Annotated in this window: 14 protein-coding genes; 11 read left to right on the plus strand and 3 right to left on the minus strand. The window is 66.9% G+C overall.

Annotation, left to right across the window (positions count from 1 at the left end):
• Positions 1-85 precede the first annotated feature (85 nt).
• The 9 genes from G5B40_RS19970 to G5B40_RS20010 all read left to right on the plus strand — a co-directional run bounded on the left by G5B40_RS19970 (position 86) and on the right by G5B40_RS20010 (position 10,670).
• A complete protein-coding gene (locus G5B40_RS19970) occupies positions 86-1,696 on the plus strand; it encodes an S-methyl thiourocanate hydratase (protein ID WP_165102597.1) in 1,611 nt (536 codons plus the stop codon).
• Between the two features lie 9 nt (positions 1,697-1,705).
• The gene (locus G5B40_RS19975; protein WP_165102600.1) at positions 1,706-2,773 is read left to right on the plus strand and encodes an S-methyl thiohydantoin desulfurase; all 1,068 of its coding nucleotides are present in this window, start codon (positions 1,706-1,708) and stop codon (positions 2,771-2,773) included.
• A gap of 9 nt (positions 2,774-2,782) precedes the next feature.
• Entirely contained in the window at positions 2,783-3,394 is a 612-nt protein-coding gene (locus tag G5B40_RS19980) for a glutathione S-transferase family protein (RefSeq protein ID WP_165102604.1), read from the plus strand.
• Positions 3,391-5,064, plus strand: coding sequence for an S-methyl thiourocanate hydratase (locus G5B40_RS19985; protein ID WP_211907374.1), 1,674 nt, complete (start codon positions 3,391-3,393; stop codon positions 5,062-5,064). The genes G5B40_RS19980 and G5B40_RS19985 overlap by 4 nt, the downstream gene beginning before the upstream one ends.
• Positions 5,061-6,404, plus strand: a complete 1,344-nt coding sequence (locus G5B40_RS19990; RefSeq protein ID WP_165102606.1) for a dihydroorotase — start codon at positions 5,061-5,063, stop codon at positions 6,402-6,404. Before G5B40_RS19985 ends, G5B40_RS19990 begins: the two co-directional genes overlap by 4 nt.
• Positions 6,401-7,660 carry a Zn-dependent hydrolase gene (locus G5B40_RS19995; RefSeq protein ID WP_165102609.1) on the plus strand — a complete coding sequence of 420 codons (1,260 nt, stop codon included), beginning with the start codon at positions 6,401-6,403 and terminating at the stop codon, positions 7,658-7,660. Before G5B40_RS19990 ends, G5B40_RS19995 begins: the two co-directional genes overlap by 4 nt.
• A gap of 64 nt (positions 7,661-7,724) precedes the next feature.
• Positions 7,725-8,756 carry a TRAP transporter substrate-binding protein gene (locus tag G5B40_RS20000; protein WP_165102612.1) on the plus strand — a complete coding sequence of 344 codons (1,032 nt, stop codon included), beginning with the start codon at positions 7,725-7,727 and terminating at the stop codon, positions 8,754-8,756.
• Between the two features lie 62 nt (positions 8,757-8,818).
• Positions 8,819-9,361, plus strand: a complete 543-nt coding sequence (locus G5B40_RS20005; RefSeq protein WP_165102615.1) for a TRAP transporter small permease — start codon at positions 8,819-8,821, stop codon at positions 9,359-9,361.
• A gap of 4 nt (positions 9,362-9,365) precedes the next feature.
• The gene (locus G5B40_RS20010; RefSeq protein ID WP_165102618.1) at positions 9,366-10,670 is read left to right on the plus strand and encodes a TRAP transporter large permease; all 1,305 of its coding nucleotides are present in this window, start codon (positions 9,366-9,368) and stop codon (positions 10,668-10,670) included.
• Positions 10,671-10,696: 26 nt separating this feature from the next.
• On the opposite strand, the gene G5B40_RS20015 is transcribed toward G5B40_RS20010, so the two are convergent.
• Positions 10,697-11,497, minus strand: a complete 801-nt coding sequence (locus G5B40_RS20015) for a phosphate/phosphite/phosphonate ABC transporter substrate-binding protein (RefSeq protein ID WP_211907375.1) — start codon at positions 11,495-11,497, stop codon at positions 10,697-10,699.
• 128 nt (positions 11,498-11,625) lie between these two features.
• On the opposite strand from G5B40_RS20015, the gene G5B40_RS20020 reads away from it, so the two are divergent.
• Positions 11,626-12,651, plus strand: coding sequence for an ornithine cyclodeaminase family protein (locus G5B40_RS20020; protein ID WP_165102623.1), 1,026 nt, complete (start codon positions 11,626-11,628; stop codon positions 12,649-12,651).
• Positions 12,651-14,300 (plus strand): hypothetical protein, encoded by a 1,650-nt coding sequence (locus G5B40_RS20025; protein WP_165102626.1) that lies wholly within the window; start codon positions 12,651-12,653, stop codon positions 14,298-14,300. Before G5B40_RS20020 ends, G5B40_RS20025 begins: the two co-directional genes overlap by 1 nt.
• Positions 14,301-14,694: 394 nt before the next feature.
• Here the strand turns inward: G5B40_RS20025 and lexA are convergent, their stop codons facing one another.
• Positions 14,695-15,381: a transcriptional repressor LexA gene (gene lexA, locus G5B40_RS20030; RefSeq protein WP_165102629.1), complete on the minus strand. Its 687-nt coding sequence runs from the start codon at positions 15,379-15,381 to the stop codon at positions 14,695-14,697.
• 29 nt (positions 15,382-15,410) lie between these two features.
• Positions 15,411-16,175, minus strand: a complete 765-nt coding sequence (locus tag G5B40_RS20035) for a DUF599 domain-containing protein (protein ID WP_165102631.1) — start codon at positions 16,173-16,175, stop codon at positions 15,411-15,413.
• Positions 16,176-16,243: the final 68 nt, after the last annotated feature.

Raw genomic sequence — 16,243 nt, forward strand, 5'->3', positions numbered from 1 at the left:
ATCATAGAAAACTATTATTTGTCGCCGCGCAACAGGCGCCGATAGCATCCTCTGGAGATGCTCATAGACCTGCCTGGAGAGCGCAATGACCAAGATCACCGCGGCGCGTGGAGGCGCCCTTCGCTGCAAGGGATGGCGGCAGGAGGCGATCCTCCGAATGCTGGAGAACAATCTCGAAAATGGCGAGCGGCCGGAGGATCTGGTGATCTACACCGGCGCGAGAGCCGCGCGGGATTGGGACGCCTATGAGGTGATCGTCCGCACGCTGAAGGATCTCGATGACGACGAGACCATGCTCGTCCAGTCCGGCAAGCCGATCGCGCGGATGAAGACACATGCGCGGGCGCCGCGCGTCCTGATGGCCAACGGCAACGTCCTCGGCCGCTGGGCGGGCGAGGAAGAGTACTGGAAGCTGGAGCGCAAGGGCCTGACCTACATGCCGGGGATGACCGCCGCGGCCTGGCAGTATATCGGCGCGCAGGGCATTCTTCAGGGCACCTATCAGAGCTTCATGGGCGCCGCCGAGCGGTTTTTCGGCGGAACGCTGGCGGGGCGGACGATCCTGACCGCCGGTTGTGGCGGCATGGGCGGGGCGCAGCCGCTCGCCGGCAAGATGGCGGGCGCGGCGACGCTGGTGGTGGATGTCGATCCGACTCGCATCCAGCGCCGCGTCGACACCGGCTATTGCGACCGGATGACCGCCGATCTGGACGAAGCGTTGGCGTGGATCGAAGCGGCGCGCGCCGCCGGCGAGGGGCTTTCCGTCGGCCTCGTCGCGAATGTCGCGCCGGCCTATGAGGCGCTGCTGGAGCGCGGTTTTCAGCCCGACATCCTGACCGACCAGACGATGACCGACCCGCGCCGCGGCTATGTCCCTGACGGCATGACCGCGGAGGAGGCGCGCAAGATGCGCGAGACGGACCCCGATGAACTCGGGCGTCGTGGCGACGAGACGCAGCGCCGCCACGTCGCCGCCTTCCTGAAATTCCGGGAGCAGGGCGCGGTGACCTTCGAATACGGCAACGGCTTGCGGCTTCGCAGCGCCGACCGCGGGGTGACGGAGATGCTGGAGGTCGAGAGCTTCGTCACCATGTTCATCCGTCCGCTCTTCTGCGAGGGGTTCGGCCCGTTCCGTTGGATCGCGATCTCAGGCGACCCGGGCGATATCGCGGTCGTCGACGACCTGATCGGCGAGACCTTCTCGGACAATCACCCGATCCACGCCTGGATCGCTCTGGCGCGTGAGCACGTGCAATTCACCGGACTCCCCGCCCGCATCGGCTGGCTCGGCCACGGAGAGCGCAGCCGGCTGGCGTTGAAGGTCAACGAGGCTGTGGCGGATGGACGACTCAAGGGTCCGATCGCCTTCACCCGCGATCATCTTGATTCCGGCTCCGTCGCCAATCCGTTCCGCGAATCGGAAAAGATGGCGGACGGGTCGGAGGCGGTCTCCGACTGGCCGATCCTCAACGCGCTGCTCGCCTGCGCCAACGGCGCCGATCTCGTCGCCGTGCACAGTCATGGCGACCGTTCGCAGAGCGCAGGGCAGACTTGCGTCGCGGACGGGTCGGATCTGGCGGCGGCGAAACTCGGGGCGGTCCTCGACGGCGACACCGGCATTGGCGTCGTCCGGCACGCGGAGGCGGGGTATGAAAGCGCGATCCGTGCGCGCGGGCGCGCCGGGCTCGATCTTTAGGGAGGCGACATGTCCAGAATGTTTACCGAAGAAGATGTCGAGGCCGCGCTGTTCGGCGGCCTCTTTCTCTCCGCCGGCGGCAGCGGCAGGGGGCGCGCGGCGCGCCAGCGCGAAATCGGGCGGATGGCGCTGACCTATGGCGGCGTGGAGTTCGCGCCGCTCGACGAATTTGACGATGACGAGGTGATCGTGACGGCGACCGGGGTCGGCGCGCCGGGCGGCGGCAAGCCGGTGATTGCGCCGCGCGACTCGGTCGAAAGCGCGCGCCTTCTGATCGAGATGCTGCCCGCCGTGCCGACCGGCGTGATGTGCGGCCATGTGCCCGGCTTCAACGGCTGGCTGGTCGCCGCCGCGCTCGACCTGAAATATGTGGACGCCGCCGCGAACGGGCGCGGGCACCCGACCGTGATGATGGGGGGGCTCGGGCTCGCGTCGCGTCCGGAAATCTCGATAACGCAGGTCGGCGTCGGCGGGCTGCGTCAGGACGGCTCGCGTCTCACCGTCGCGGCGACCGGCAATATCTCGCTCACGGAGAAGGTGCTGCGCCAGGCCGCCGCGCTCAACGGCGGCCTCGTGTCTGCGACGCGCGGTCCGCTCAAGGCCGGCTTCGTCAAGGCGAACGCGGCGCCAGGCGCGATCACGTTCCAGCTCGACCTCGGGCGCGCGATGCTGGCCGCAGAGGGCAGGGCGAGGGTCGCGGCGGCGGTGGATTTCCTTGGCGGCGAGATTCTTGTCGAAGGCGAAGTGGTGAAGAACGATGTCTCCTATGGAGCGGGATTCGATCTTGGCGAGATGAGAGTGAAAGGACCCCAGGGTGAATTCGCGTTCGGCGTCTACAACGAATTCATGACGGCGGAGAAGGACGGCGAGCGAATCGCAACCTTCCCGGATCAGATTGGAACGCTGGACCCCGAGGACGGCCATCCGGTGGCGATCTCCGAGCTGCCTGTCGGCGCGAAATGCGTCGTGATCCTCGCCCGGCGCGATCGCTTCCCGGTCGGCAAGGGCGCCACCGACCCCGCCGTCTTTCCCGAAGTCGAGGAAGCGATGGGGCTCGACCTCCGCTCCTATCTCTGAGGCTGCGCCATGCCGAAGCTTTACGACAGCAAATTCTCGGGCAACGCTTGGAAGGTGCGAATTCTGCTCAGCAGGCTCGCCATTCCGTATGAGCGGATCACGCTGGACCTCGCCAAGGGCGAGGCGAAAGAGCCGGGGTTCGCGGCGAAATCACGCTTCCAGCGCGTGCCGGCGCTAGAGCTGGATGATGGCCGCTGCATCGTCGAATCCTGCGCCATGATGCTTTATCTCGCAGAGGGGTCGGACCTCCTGCCCGCCGATCCGGTCGCGCGGGCGGACGTGGTGAGCTGGCTTTTCTTCGAACAGGCGGACCTCACCAAGCCGCTCGCGATCCCACGCTTCTTTCACCTTCGCGGGATCGCCGGGGAAATGGCGGCGCGCATCGCGGCGCTGCAGGAGCAGGGCTATCCCGCGCTCGACAAACTCGAAGCATGGATCGCGCCGCGCGAATGGCTGTCTGAGGGACGTTGCACGCTCGCCGATCTCGGGGTCTATCCCTATGTCGCGCTGGCGCATGAGGGCGGCTACGACATGAGCCGCTACCCAGGTATCGGCGCCTGGCTGAAACGGGTGGAGGCGGAGCCCGGCTGGGCGCCGCTGATTGAGGAGGGCGCACGATGACCATTCCGATGCGGCGCGGCCGCGAAGTGAAGGCGGCGCGGGGGACGGCGCTCCGCTGCAAGGGCTGGCGGCAGGAAACGATCCTCAGAATGCTCGAGAACAACCTCGAGAACGCCGAGGATCCGGACAATCTCGTCATCTACATGTCGATCGCCAAGGCGGCGCGGAACTGGGAAAGTTTCGACCGCATCGTCGGCGCGCTGGAACGGCTGGAGACCGACCAGACGCTGGTGATGCAGTCCGGCAAGCCGGTCGGCGTCTTTCCTGGCCAGGCGACGACGCCGCTGGTGGTGATGGCGAACGGCAATCTCGTGGGCGGCTGGTCGAGCGACGAGAAGCGCCGCGAATACGAGGCCGCCGGCCTGACCATCACGCCGGGCATGACCGCGGGCGCATGGCAGTATATCGGCAGCCAGGGCATCCTTCAGGGCACCTATGAGACGTTCATGTCGGCCGCGCGAAAGCATTTCGGCGGCGATCTGGCCGGCCGGCTGATCGTCACCGCAGGGCTTGGCGGCATGAGTGGCGCGCAGCCGCTCGCCGGCAAGATGGCGAAGGCTGCGACGCTGGTGGTCGAGGTCGATCGCGCACGGATCGAACGGCGAATAGAGACCGGCTACCTCGATGACTGGACCGATGATATCGAAGATGCGCTGGCGCGGATGCGACAGGCGCAGGAGCGGCGCGTGGGCGTCTCGCTCGGCTATCTGGGCAATGTCGCTGACGTGCTGCCGCTTCTGGTCGAACGCGGGATCACGCCCGATATCGTGACGGATCAGACCTTTCCCGATCCGCTGAAGGGTTATGTGCCGCGGGGCTATACAGTCGCGCAGGCGCGAGAGGCGCAGGAGAGCGACCCCGGAAAACTGATGGCGGACGCCGGCGCATCGGTCGCCGCCCATGTCGAGGCGATGCTGACGCTGAAGGGTCGAGGCGCGCTGGTCTTCGAATACGGCAACGGCCTGCGCCAGCACGCGGCGGAGGCGGGGGTGACGCGCGCGTTCGAGATCGGCTCTTTCGTCGATCTCTTCATCCGGCCGCTCTTCTGTCAGGGGATCGGCCCCTTCCGCTGGATCGCCCCGTCCGGCGATGCGGCCGATATCGACGCCATCGACAACCTGATCGAGGAGAACTTCTCCGCCAACGCGCCGATCACGCAGTGGATCCGCATGGCGCGCGAGCACGTCAAGTTCACCGGGCTGCCGGCCCGCATCGGCTGGCTCGGCTATGGCGAGCGCAGCAAACTTGCGCTGCTGGTCAACGATGCGGTGCGGGAGGGGAGGGTCTCCGCCCCCATCGCCTTCACCCGCGATCATCTCGACAGCGGCTCCGCCGCGCTCCCGCATCGCGAGACCGAGAACATGGCCGACGGCTCGGACGCGATCTCGGACTGGCCGATCCTGAACGCACTGCTCAACTGCGCCTCGGGCGCCGATCTCGTCGCGATCCACGGCCTTGGCGGACGCGGGGTCAGCGCCGGGGTGACCGTCATCGCGGACGGGACGGAGGATGCGGCGGCGCGACTGACGCGGGTGCTCGACGGCGATACAGGCATCGGCGTGCTTCGCCACGCCGACGCGGGCTACGAGGCGGCGAAATCGAAGGCGGAATCCGCGGGTCTCTCCGCGACCTTGCCGCCAATCGGAGCGAAAGCGGAGAGCGGAGCATGACCGACAAGGTATTTTACGGCGCCGTCGTCCTCACCGACCGGGTGATGGAGAACGGCTGGGTGCTCGTCGCTGACGGAAAGGTCGCGCGTGTCGGCTCCGGTGCGCCGCCGGATGGTGAGCGAATCGGCGGACCGGGCGCGTTGATCCTTCCCGGAGCGATCGACGCCCAGGTCCACAGCCGCAGTCAGAAAGGGCAGGAGGATTTCATCTGGTCCACGAAATCCGCCGCCGCCGGCGGCGTGACCACGATCGTCGATATGCCCTATGACGACGGCGACCTGATCTGCTCCGCCGAGCGGCTGAAGGCGAAGGGCGCGGCGGCGGCTGAGCAGGCGCGCGTCGACTTCGCGCTCTACGCCACCATCCGGCCCGACGAAGGCGCGGCGCGGATCGGCGAAATGGTCGATGCGGGCGCCGCCGCCTTCAAGTTCTCGACCTTCGGCACCCATCCGCAGCGCTTTCCGCGCATACCGCCGCATATCCTCCATGATTGTTTCGCCGAAATCGGGCGTCGCGGGCTGATGGCGGGCGTCCACAACGAGAACGACGAAGTCGTTCGCGCCCATATCGAGCGGGTCGAGGCGACGGGCGAGACCGGCTATCGGGCGCATGCCGCCTCGCGCCCGCCGATCTCCGAGACGTTGGCGATGGCGGAAGTCTATGAGATCGGGCTCGATACCGGATGCGACGCCCATGTCGTCCACTGCTCGGTCGGGCGCGGTTACGACATGTGCGCGGCCTATCGCGCGCAGGGAGCGAATGCGACTGTGGAGGCCTGCGTTCACTACCTCACGCTCTCAGAGGAAGAGGATGTCGCGCGCCTCGTCGGCAAGGCCAAGATCAACCCGCCGATCCGTCCGAAGGTCGAGGTCGATGCGCTCTGGCGGCATCTTGCGGCTGGCAACGTCACGATCGTTTCAACCGATCATGTGAGTTGGTCGGAGGATCGCAAGTCGGACCCGGAGATGCTCAAGAACGCCTCCGGCGTGCCGGGACTGGAGGCGCTCTATCCCCTGCTTCTCAAGGGGCTGGTTGAACACGCGCTGCCGCTGACATGGGCGGCGCGGCTTCTCGCCGAGAATCCGGCGCGGCTGTTTCGACTCTCCGATCGCAAGGGCGGAATCGCGCCGGGCCGTGACGCCGACATCATCGTGGCGCGGCGCGATCCCCACCGCTATGATCCCGGCGCGAGCGGGTGCAACTTTGTCGCCTGGAGTCCCTATGAGGGGATCGAGATGCCTTATCGGATCGAGGCCACATACTTGCGCGGCGCGCCGGTCTTCGATGGTCGTGAGGCCGGCGCGCCCGGGGCCGGCCGTTGGCAGAAGCCGGCTCGATGAGCTGCGCGGCCTCCGAGCCCGCCATCGACGCGGGTCGGCTCTGGTCCGACATCATGGCGCTCGCCGAAATCACCGAGCCGGACCGGCCGTGGACCCGTCGCTCCTTCACGCCCCGTTTCGACGAGGGGCGTGAATGGCTCCGCCGGCGGATGGAGGCGGACGGGCTCTCGGTGCGGATCGACGCCGCCGGCAACATGATCGGGCGGAGAGAGGGAAGCGAACCCGGGGCGAAGGCGATCCTGATCGGCTCGCACACGGATACGGTGCCTTCCGGCGGGCGCTTCGATGGCGTCGCCGGCGTCGTCGTCGGGATGGAGATTGCGCGCGCGCTCGACTCGGCGGGACATGTGTTGCGTCATCCGCTCGAGGTCGTCGATTTCCTCGCCGAAGAGCCGAGCGAATTCGGCCTTTCCTGCATCGGCAGCCGGGGCATGGCGGGGGCGCTCGACGCCCACATGCTGGCCGCGACGCGCCCCGACGGGTTGCGCCTTGACGACGCGATCCGCGCCGTCGGCGGCGCGCCCGAGCAACTGGGCGCGCCACTGCGTGACGACATCGCGGCCTATTTCGAACTCCATATCGAACAGGCGACGCAGTTGGAGCGCGCGGCGCTCAGCGTTGGCGTGGTCACCGGGATCGCCGCGGTGGTTCGCATCGCGATTCGCTTCGAAGGGGTCGCCGCCCATGCCGGGGCGACGCCGATGAATCAGCGCGCGGACGCGCTGGCGCCCGCAGCCGAATGCGTCGGCGTCGTGCGCCGACTGGCGGAGGAAACCGTCCAGGGTTCGAACGCCCATTTCGTCGCGACGGTCGGCATTCTCGATGTCCATCCGAACGCGGCGAATATCGTGCCGGGTTCTGCGCGGCTCGCAGTCGACATCCGCGCCGGCGAGCCAGGCGACGCAGATCGTTTCATCGCCCGGCTCGACGAGGAGAGCGCGAAAGCCTGTGCGGCGCATGGCGTTACGCGCGCCGGGTTCGACCTCATCTCCCGCTCGGATCCGGCGCTTTGCGACGAGGGTCTGCGCGGCCGGCTGGAGGACGCCGCTTGCGCCGCCGGATATGATACGCTCAGCCTCGGCAGCGGCGCCGGGCATGACGCCATGTTTGTCGCCCGGCTTGCGCCGATGGCGATGCTCTTCACGCCCTGTCTCGGCGGGCGCAGCCATTGCCCGGAGGAATGGGCGGAGGCGAGAGATATCGGCGCAGGCGCGACGACGATGCTCGGCGCGATCCGCGCATTGGACGCCGGATGAGAAGACGCGCGCCACAGCGCTTCCGCGTGGCGTTAACCTGTTCAACCTGAATGGAGGTCAAGAGATGAAGTCCAGAACCCGCATCCCGGCTGCATTCGCCGTTTTCGCCTGTATTGGCGCGCTGGCCGCGCCCGCATTCGCGGCCGATGAGACGGTAACGCTTCGCTGGGCGAGCTTCGTCTCGCCGATGGGCGCCACCAACCGCCTCGTGATTCCTGAATGGAAGGAGAAGATCGAGGCGGCGTCCGAAGGGACGCTCAAGATCGAGCATTATCCGGGAGGAACGCTCGGCAAATCGCCGCTTCAGCAACTTTCCATGGTCGAGAGCGGCGTCGCGGACATCGCCGAGGTCGTGGTCGCCTACACACCCGGCCGCTTTCCGGAACTGGCCGTCTTCGAAACGCCGTTCCTCGTGGAGAACAATCTTGAGGCCGGCTTGGCCGCTTACAAGATGTATGAGAAGGGGCTGCTTTCGGATTTCGACGATCTCATGCTCGTCGGGATCATCATCTCAGGGCCGTACGGACTCGCGCTGAACGAGCCGTTGACCGGCCCCGAGGCGCTGGAGGGCAAGCGCATCCGCGCCGGAGGCCCCGCGCAAACCGCCATCGTCGAGGCCATGGGCGCGACCCCGATCGGCAATGTTCCGGCGCCGCAGATCGCCGAGAACATCAGTCGCGGCCTTCTCGACGGCGCGCTCATGGCGCCTGCGAATCTTTATACCTTCCGCATTGCGGACGCCGCGTTCCACCACAACTGGGACGTAAAGTTCGGCTCTGTCGCCGTCATCTTCCCGATGCGCCGCGACAAGTACGAAAGCCTGCCGCCAAAAGCGAAGGCCGCCTTCGACGAATTCACCGGCGAATACCTGGCCAGGAAAATGGGCGAGGCCATGGATCGACTTGAAGCGGAGTCCAAGGCGAAGATTCGCGCTGACGACCGGCAGACGGTTCATGAATGGGATGACGCCACGATAGCGAAGGTGCGCGAAGCGGTGGCGCCGGTGACGGCCGAATGGGACAAGCCGAACGAGAACGGCGTCAATGTCTATGAAGAGGCCCAGAAAGCCATCGAGGAGGCGCGCGGCTCGATGTGAGCCGCGTCGCCCGGCCGCGCGCGTCGGGCTGACTTCATGGGCGGACGAAAGCGGGGTGGCGCATGGCGTTGTCTGCGAATGCGAGGAAATATCTGGGTTGGGCGGAGCTGACCGCCGCGATCGGTCTGGTCGGCCTGGTTGTGCTCTCGGTCGCCACGTTGGCGGACGCGCTGATGCGCACGTTCTTCGAGTCGCCGATCTACGGGTTGAGCGATCTCGCCGAGATCGTGACGCCGCCCGTCGTGGCCTCGTGTCTGCCTGCGGCCATCGCGGCCCGACGCAACATCGCGGTCAGGTTCCTCGGCGCCGCGTTGCCGGCGCGCGGCGGGCAACTGGTCGAGCTTTTCGGCCAGGCCGCGGCGCTTCTGATCTTCACCGGGATCGCCTGGCAGACGGGACTCCATGCGGCGGATATCGTCCGCAACGGGCAGCATACCTGGCTTCTGAGCATTCCGATGGGGCCGACATGGATACTGACCGAGGCGATCCTGATCGCCTGTCTTCCGGTTCAGGCGCTGATCGTGATCGAGACCTGGGGCCATGTCCGCGACGGGGCGCCGCTGGCCGAGACCCAGAACGACGACGACCCTGAATTGCAGGTGTGAGCCTATGGACCCGATTCTTGTCGGACTGATCGCATTCGCGGTGATGCTCGGGCTGATCGCCCTGCATACGCCGATCGGCGTCGCCATGGCGCTGGCCGGCGTCGGCGGGTTCTGGATTCTGACCGGCAACTTCACCGCCGCCGTCTCCATGCTCGGCGCCGAGACGGCGAGCGCGATCGCCAGCCCCGAACTCGTCATCATTCCGATGTTTCTCTTGATGGGGGCGTTCGCGGGCACCTCGGGTCTCGCGGGCGACATGTATCATCTTGCGCACAAGCTGATCGGGCACCGGCGCGGCGGCCTCGCGATGGCGACGGTGGCCGGGTGCGGCGGATTCGGCGCGGCCTGCGGCTCCTCCATCGCGACGACGGCGACAATGGCCCGGATCGCCCTGCCGGAGATGGAGCGCCGGGGCTACGCCCAGTCTCTCGGCGCAGGCTGCATCGCCGCGGGCGGGACGCTCGGCTCTCTCATACCGCCATCCTCGATCATGCTGATTTACGCGTTTCTGACGGAGCAGTTTGTCGTTGATCTCTTTATAGCGGGAATTCTGCCCGGGCTGCTCACCATCGCGGTCTATTTCGTAGCCATCGCCCTCACCGTGCGCCGCCGCGCCGATATCGCGCCGGCCGGGCCGCGGGCGACCTGGCGCGAGACCGGCAAGACGGCGCTCGGCGCATGGGGGATCGTGACGATCATCCTCATCATGACCGTGGGGCTCTACGGCGGCATATTCACCGTGACCGAGGCGGCTGCGGCCGGCGCGCTGATCTGCATCGTTTTCGCCATTGCCCGCGGCCGCCTGAGTCGCAAGAGTCTCGCGCGGACCATCGCCGAGACTGCGTATAATGTCGGGCTCCTCTACATCATCATCATCGGCGCGCATATCTTCTCAAACCTCATCGCGCTGACCCACATGCCTGCGGCTATCGTCGACGGGGTTGCGGGGCTCGGCCTGCCGCCGCTCGCCGTGATCTTCATGCTGGCGGTGATCTACATCGCGCTCGGCGCGGTCTTCGACAGCGTGGCCGCGATGGTGATTACGCTTCCGTTCGTCTTTCCGCTGGTGACGGAGGGACTCGGTTACGATCCGATCTGGTGGGGGATCGTGATGATCATGGTGATCGAGATCGGCATGATCACGCCGCCCGTGGGCATTAATGTCTTTGTCATGCACGGGGTGAGGAAGGATATCCCGTTACGGACGATATTCTCCGGCATCGTGCCATTTCTCGGCGCAGACATCGTGCGCCTGCTGCTCGTGATTCTCTTCCCCTCCATCGCGCTCCTGCTGCCGGGGTTGCTGTGAGCGCGGCGACGCCTTCTGACGCGCGTTCAGGCGATGCGCGGATAGCCGGCGGCCTCCGCCTCCTCCCGCCAGCGTTCTGTCAGCGCATAGCTGTCGGGAATGGCTGGCGCGAAGCGCCGAAGGGCGAGGGCCGCGAGAATCTCTTCCCCCTCGTCATCTTCATGGGTCGAGAGAAGCGCGGCGCGCAGCGGCTCGATCATGGCGCGTGGCGCGCGGGGCGATGCGACGAGAAGCGGGATCGGCGCGGCGGGCGTCTGCGCCACGACGCGCAGACGGGCGGCGGTTTCAGGCTCATGCCGCTTGAGCAGAAGATGGAAATAGCCGTCGAGCGGCGCAATGTCGGCCTCGCCGTTCAGAACCGCCGCGATGGCGCCGCGCGGGGTGATGACGGGGCCGACCGTCCGGGCGAAGAGCGCGCCGCCCCGCGCGTGATCGGCGAGCAGCCGCCGCGGCGCGTTCCAGCCGGAATGCGAGCCCTCCGCAGTCCACGCCATGACGCCGCCGAAGGCGTCTTCGAGCCCGTGGATCGGCCCGTCCGCGCGCGCGATGATGTCGCTCCTGTAGATCGCCTCCTCCTCTCCCACCGGGACGGGCGCGGCGACCGGAACGGGGCGTGGCTCGGCGCGCTGGAACGGCCAGCCGCACATGAATACGAGTCCCATGTCGGGCCGGGACCAGAGCGTGTCCAGTGGCGCGGGCGCGGGGTGCGCGACAACTTCGAGGGGAGCCCCCGCACGAGCGGAGACATGGGAGAAAAGCCGCGTCCAGAGCGCGGCGACCGCAGGCGTCGCCGCATACATGCGCGCGTTGGCGATCAACTCCGGCAAATGACGTCCTTTCCATCCTGCGCCGCGGGACGCGGCTTGGCGAGCGTAACGAAACAGCGTCATCCCGCGCAACCGGGCCGCCGCGCTCGCGGCCCTTTCGATACGGCAATAACCGAGAGGAACGTCGCATGACCGCCGAGACCCCAGCCGCCGAGCCATCCGTCTATCTCGACTACCTGAACCGTTGGGACATCGAGGCGCTCCACTTCAGCGATCAGGAGATTCTGGCCGCGGCTGAACAGGGCCTTCTCATGCAGGGGCGCGGCGAGACAGAGATCGAACCGCGCACCCATATCCGGCCGCGCGCCGGGGCGGACGGTCATTTCAACGTGCTGCGCGGTTGGATCGGCGGCGACGTCGACAGCGCCGGCGTAAAGGTCGTCGGCGATTTCGTTGAGAACTACCGCGAGGGACGACCCTCCGAATACGGTCTCCTGACGCTCTTCGACCCGCGGATCGGGGCGCCCAAGGCGCTGATCGACGCGACCGGGATCACCGAGATGCGGACCGGCGCGATCACCGCGTTGGGCGCAAAACATCTCGCGCCGCGAAATCCGAAGGTGCTCGGTCATATCGGCGCGCGCGGCACGGCCTACTGGAATGTTCGTCTCCTGTGCGGGCTTTTCGATTTCGACGAGGTGCGCATCCATTCCCGCCGCCCTGAAAGCCGCGAGGGTTTCGCCGCGAGGCTCGAAGCCGATCTTGGCCGGAAGATCATCGTGACCGAGGACTGGCGCTCCTGTCTCGAAGGCGCGGACATCATGGTGGAGGCCTCGCGCCTGCCCGAACCGTCGCCGCATTTCCTCACCGAATGGGTGAAGCCCGGCGCGCTCGTCATTCCCTATGGCACCATGTCGGCGGTGGAACTCTCCCTGACCGACATCATGGACAAGGTGGTGATGGACGATTGGGGCCAGGCGCATGGCGTATTCGGAGCGCTCCGCGCTCATGTAGACGCCGGAAAGCTGACGGCGGAAACGCTCCACGCCGAGCTTGGCGAGATCATCGCGGGCTTGAAATCGGGCCGTGAGAGCGAAGATGAGACGATCCTCTTCTGGCATCGGGGCCTCTCGCTTTCCGACATCGCGCTTGGCCATGCGATGCTGGCGAAGGCGAAGAAGATCGGCGTCGGCCAGAGGCTGCGCTTCTACTGATGGCGTATCCCTTCGATCTCGGCGGCTGGTCGCGACCGGTCGCGACGCGGTCGAAAGAGGCGCAGGTCTGGTTCGATCGCGGTATTAACTGGACCTACGGTTACAATCAGGAGGAGGCGGTCGCGTGTTTTCGCCGCGCGATCGAAGCGGACCCGGATTGCGCGATGGCGTGGTGGGGCGTCGCCTATGCAAACGGACCATTCTACAATCGCCCCTGGATCCGCTTCACCGACGCCGAGATCGACGCTGTGCTGCCGACCTGCGTGGAGGCGGCCGCCGAGGCCGCGCGGCGGGTCGGGGACGATCCGGTCGAGCGCGCGCTGGCCGAGGCGATTCCGCTTCGGTACCCGGAAGCCGGGCTGCGGGATCGCGATGTTCTCAACGGTTGTCATCGCGCTTTCGCCGAGGCGATGCTGTCGGCGCGGGCCGCGCATCCGGCGGACCTCGATCTGGCGGCCCTCGCCGCCGAAGCGGCGATCACCGCGACGCCGCGCCAGCTGTGGGATCTTTCGACGGGCGCGCCGAAAGAGGGGGCGATGACGGAAGCCGCGCTCGCCGTGCTGAACGACGCGCTGGCGCGGGCTGACGCGACGGGCGTGATTCACCCCGGTCTTCTCCACATCCATATTCACGCGCTTGAAATGTCGCCCGAGCCCGAGGCGGCTCGCGGCTCCGCCGACCGGCTCCGCGGGCTGGTTCGCGACGCTGGCCATCTGGAGCATATGGCGGCCCATATCGACGTTCTTTGCGGCGACTACGCCGCCGCGGTCGATCAGAGCCTGAAAGCGATCGCGGCGGACGATCGCTATCTGGCGGAGGCGGGGCCTGTGAACTTCTATACGACCGCCCGCTGCCACGACTTTCATCTGCTGATGTACGCCGCGATGTTCCTGGGGCGTTTTGACCTTGCGATCCATGCCGCTGATCGCATCCGCGACGAGGCGACGCCCGAACTGATCGCGGCGAGCCCGCCGTACATGGCCTCGATCCTCGACGGCTACGCGGCGATGCGCACGCATGTCCTCGTCCGTTTCGGCCGCTGGCGCGAGTTGATCGAGGAGCCGCCGCCCGCCGAACCCGCGAAGACGCCGATCCTGGCCGCGCTCAGGCATTACGGCGCCGGAGTCGCGCATGCGGCCATGGACAATCCCCGCGCCGCCACGAAGGCGCTCGCCGCCTATCGCGCCGCCGCGTCGTCGATCCCGGAAGAAGCGATCTTTCTCTCGAATCCGGTGCGGACGATGCTGGCGGTCGGCGAGGCGATGCTGGAGGGAGAGCTCGCCTTCCGCGACGGGCGGCGCGAAGCGGCTTTCGAGGCGCTGAGGACAGCCGTCGCCCGCGATGACGCGCTCAACTTCACCGAGCCATGGGCGTGGATGCATCCGCCGCGCCACGCGCTCGCCGCCCTTCTAGCCGAAGACGGAAGGCTCGACGAGGCTGAAACGGAGCTTCGGGCTGATCTGGGCCTCGACGACACTCTGCCGCGCCCATGCCGCCATCCCGATAATATCTGGGCGCTGACCGGGCTGGCGGAATGCATGCGCGCCCGAAACGCCGCCGCCGCTTCAGAGGTGGTCGGAAAGCTCGAAATGGCGCGGAAGCTGGCGGATGACGATATCGTCAGCGCATGCGCCTGCCGCCGGGCTTGAAGCCCGAAACGGGTGGTCGCGCGGGGGTTTGACCCGATCGCCATCGGGTCGCGCCGCTGGGCCGCGCGCCCGGTGTGGTTCGACGCATGTGACCGTCGCGGGCCGAGAAACCCATCCCGCGCAACCCGCGCCGGCTGACGCGTGGGCGAGCCGTCTCGAGATGATCGAGACTGCATGGACGAGCATCGCACAAAGGCCCCGCTCGAAGTGGGGGCGCCTGGCTTCGAATTTCGCGGCTTGCTCCGGACGGTCGCGTCCCGTTCGACGGCGGCCGCTTACGAAGGGGAAGCGCCGTCGGCGAACGGTCGAGATGCAGTCACGCCATCTGTTTGCGAGTGTTGAAACCGCCTGGCCTGGGCGCAGCGCGCAATGCGCTCCCCGAGATCCGGCTCCATCAATAGGTCCGGATCAATCCGACCATCCGCCCCTGAATCTTCACTGACCGCGCGTCGTAGCTCTGCGTCTTGTAGGCCGGGTTGGCGGCGATCAGTTCGACCACGGGGCCCTTGCGCCGGAGGGTTTTCAGCGTCGCCTCCTGATCCTCCACGAGAGCGACGACGATATCGCCGTCCTTCGCCTCGTCCTGCCGCCGGACGACGACGATATCGCCTTCATGGATGCCGGCGTCCAGCATCGAATCGCCCTTCACCTCCAGCGCGTAATGTTCGGCCCGGGGCGAAAGCATCGCGCGCGGAACGGTGACATGATCGACGGTGTGCTGAAGCGCTTCGATCGGCGTGCCGGCGGCGATCCGGCCGATCAGCGGCACCGAGCCGGCGGCGTTGTCGATCACGGCGGCGGGTTCGGGACGGGGACGGAAGTCATGGCGGATGACGTTGGGCGCCGCGGCGCCCGCTTGCTCCATCCCCTCCGGCAGCTTGATGACCTCGATCGCGCGCGCGCGATGCGCAAGGCGGCGGATGAAGCCGCGCTCCTCCAGCGCCGTGATAAGCCGGTGAATGCCGGATTTCGAGCGAAGATTGAGCGCTGATTTCATCTCGTCGAAAGAGGGAGAGACTCCGTCCACGCTAATCCGTCCGTGAATGAATTTCAGAAGATCGAGCTGCTTCCGCGTCAGCATCGTCTAACTCCCTCTTGTTTGCGAGGGTTCTATTGATGTTCCCTTTTTGTGTCAAGCCGTTCCGGCGCCGCGCATCCTCGGAAACTGCTGAAACGGAGCGCTGCGCGGGTCTCCGATCCGAATTCCCGTCGGACAAGCATCGCGGTCGTCATAGTTGTCGCCACGATCAGCGCGATGGGGCCGAGAAACCATGCGAGCAGGGCGAGCGCGAAATAAAGCGCGCGCAGCCCTTCGTTGAAATTCCGCGCGGCGATCCTGTTCAGCGCGGCCGCGCGCGCCGCCTCGCGCTCTATCTCACCCTCCTTGTCGCCCTCCCGGTCGCCGGGCATCGCGCCCATCACCACAGCGCAATAACCGAAGACCCGGAGCGACCAGACGAATTTGAGGAATGCGTAGGCGAGAACGGCGATCAGGAAGAGCGTCTTGCCCTGCTGCGCGGCGCGTGGCGCGTCGAGCCCGCCGGCGACGCTCATCGCCACTGATTCCAACAGGTCGATCTGGCCGAGAAGCGCCACCGCGCCGCCGATCGCGAACACTGTCATCGAGGCGAGAAAGCTGGCGCCGTGGCGCAGAGTGGCCAAGAGCGTGATGTCGGTCACCCGGACTTCCCTGCGCGCCGCACGCCGCATCCAGAGTTGGCGATAGGCTGAGATCAGTTCGCCGGTGGAGCTCCAGGCGCGCGGGTGGTGCGTCACCATCCAGCCGGTCGCCCAGAACGCCAACATGAACCAGAGCAGCGCGCCCCCGTCCCAGAGGGTGAATGGCCCGAGCCAGTCAGGGTGTGCGCCGGTCATTGTAAAAGACTGCCTTGCCCCCGGCTCTTCCACAACGCTCGAATTGGTCTTAGGAGAAGGAGCGCGTT

The organism is Pikeienuella piscinae, from assembly GCF_011044155.1.
In the GTDB taxonomy this organism is placed as follows: Bacteria; Pseudomonadota; Alphaproteobacteria; order Rhodobacterales; family Rhodobacteraceae; genus Pikeienuella; species Pikeienuella piscinae.

Excerpts from the sequence above, each read along its gene's own strand:
- G5B40_RS19970 (WP_165102597.1), top strand. The coding sequence starts at position 86 with ATGACCAAGATCACCGCGGCGCGTGGAGGCGCCCTTCGCTGCAAGGGA.
- G5B40_RS19975 (WP_165102600.1), top strand. The coding sequence starts at position 1,706 with ATGTCCAGAATGTTTACCGAAGAAGATGTCGAGGCCGCGCTGTTCGGC.
- G5B40_RS19980 (WP_165102604.1), top strand. The coding sequence starts at position 2,783 with ATGCCGAAGCTTTACGACAGCAAATTCTCGGGCAACGCTTGGAAGGTG.
- G5B40_RS19985 (WP_211907374.1), top strand. The coding sequence starts at position 3,391 with ATGACCATTCCGATGCGGCGCGGCCGCGAAGTGAAGGCGGCGCGGGGG.
- G5B40_RS19990 (WP_165102606.1), top strand. The coding sequence starts at position 5,061 with ATGACCGACAAGGTATTTTACGGCGCCGTCGTCCTCACCGACCGGGTG.
- G5B40_RS19995 (WP_165102609.1), top strand. The coding sequence starts at position 6,401 with ATGAGCTGCGCGGCCTCCGAGCCCGCCATCGACGCGGGTCGGCTCTGG.
- G5B40_RS20000 (WP_165102612.1), top strand. The coding sequence starts at position 7,725 with ATGAAGTCCAGAACCCGCATCCCGGCTGCATTCGCCGTTTTCGCCTGT.
- G5B40_RS20005 (WP_165102615.1), top strand. The coding sequence starts at position 8,819 with ATGGCGTTGTCTGCGAATGCGAGGAAATATCTGGGTTGGGCGGAGCTG.
- G5B40_RS20010 (WP_165102618.1), top strand. The coding sequence starts at position 9,366 with ATGGACCCGATTCTTGTCGGACTGATCGCATTCGCGGTGATGCTCGGG.
- G5B40_RS20020 (WP_165102623.1), top strand. The coding sequence starts at position 11,626 with ATGACCGCCGAGACCCCAGCCGCCGAGCCATCCGTCTATCTCGACTAC.
- G5B40_RS20025 (WP_165102626.1), top strand. The coding sequence starts at position 12,651 with ATGGCGTATCCCTTCGATCTCGGCGGCTGGTCGCGACCGGTCGCGACG.
- lexA (WP_165102629.1), bottom strand. The coding sequence starts at position 15,381 with ATGCTGACGCGGAAGCAGCTCGATCTTCTGAAATTCATTCACGGACGG.
- G5B40_RS20035 (WP_165102631.1), bottom strand. The coding sequence starts at position 16,175 with ATGACCGGCGCACACCCTGACTGGCTCGGGCCATTCACCCTCTGGGAC.